General features: G+C 50.3%; 1 rRNA gene. It reads right to left on the reverse strand.

Features of this window, described 5'->3' with window-relative positions:
* Positions 1-1,207 (reverse strand): 23S ribosomal RNA (locus QUA16_RS36175); the annotation flags it as partial.
* Positions 1,208-1,315 lie beyond the last annotated feature (108 nt).

Genomic DNA, 1,315 nt, shown 5'->3' on the forward strand with positions numbered 1-1,315 from the left:
ACATCATTTATTCCACAGCTTCGGTAGACTGCTTAGCCCCGTTCATTTTCGGCGCAGGAGCGCTAGACCAGTGAGCTATTACGCACTCTTTTAAGGGTGGCTGCTTCTAGGCAAACCTCCTGGTTGTCACTGCACTCCCACCTCCTTTATCACTTAGCAGTCATTTTGGGACCTTAGCTGGTGGTCTGGGCTGTTTCCCTCTTGACGATGAAGCTTATCCCCCACCGTCTGACTGGCCGAGTACCAGTTTAGTATTCAGAGTTTGCCTCGATTTGGTACCGCTCTCGCAGCCCGCACCGAAACAGTGCTTTACCCCTAAACTTAATCTCGACCGCTGTGCCTCAACACATTTCGGGGAGAACCAGCTAGCTCCGGGTTCGATTGGCATTTCACCCCTAACCACACCTCATCCGCTGATTTTTCAACATCAGTCGGTTCGGACCTCCACTTGGTGTTACCCAAGCTTCATCCTGGACATGGTTAGATCACCCGGGTTCGGGTCTATAAACAGTGACCTGTGCTTTCACACGGGCGCTCTTGTCAAACTCGCTTTCGCTTTGGCTTCAACCCATAGGGTCTTAACCTGCCACTGCCTATAACTCGCCGGCTCATGCTTCAACAGGCACGCGGTCAGACGTTAAATCGTCCTCCCACTGCTTGTAAGCTAACGGTTTCATGTTCTATTTCACTCCCCTTCCGGGGTTCTTTTCACCTTTCCCTCGCGGTACTGGTTCACTATCGGTCACACAGTAGTATTTAGCCTTACGAGATGGTCCTCGCTGATTCACACGGGATTTCACGGGCCCCGTGCTACTCGGGATACAGTCACGCTCTTTTCTACTTTCGACTACAGGACTTTCACCTTCTCTGGTGCAGCTTTCAACTGCTTTGTCTAGCTTCAAGATACGTTAATTGACTGTCCCACGACCCCAGAAGTAAAAACCTCTGGTTTAGGCTGTTTCCCGTTCGCTCACCACTACTTGGGAAATCGCTATTGCTTTCTCTTCCTCCAGCTACTAAGATGTTTCAATTCGCTGGGTTCGCTGCTCTCAGTCTATGTATTCAACTGATGCTTACTGGGTTGCCCCATTCGGACATCTCCGGCTCAATGCTTGCTTCCAGCTCCCCGGAGCTTATCGTCGGTCGCCACGTCCTTCTTCGCCTCTGTGTGCCTAGGTATCCACCGTTAGCCCTTTGTAACTTGACCACTTGATTCTTTCATGGTGGTCGCTTGTCTGATGCTCCGATTTCTCGGATTACATACACGCTTTGATGACTTAATTTCTATGCAGTTTTCAAGGTTCTGACTAGAGTT

The organism is Microcoleus sp. S13_C3, assembly GCF_036700905.1.
Lineage (GTDB): Bacteria > Cyanobacteriota > Cyanobacteriia > Cyanobacteriales > Microcoleaceae > Microcoleus.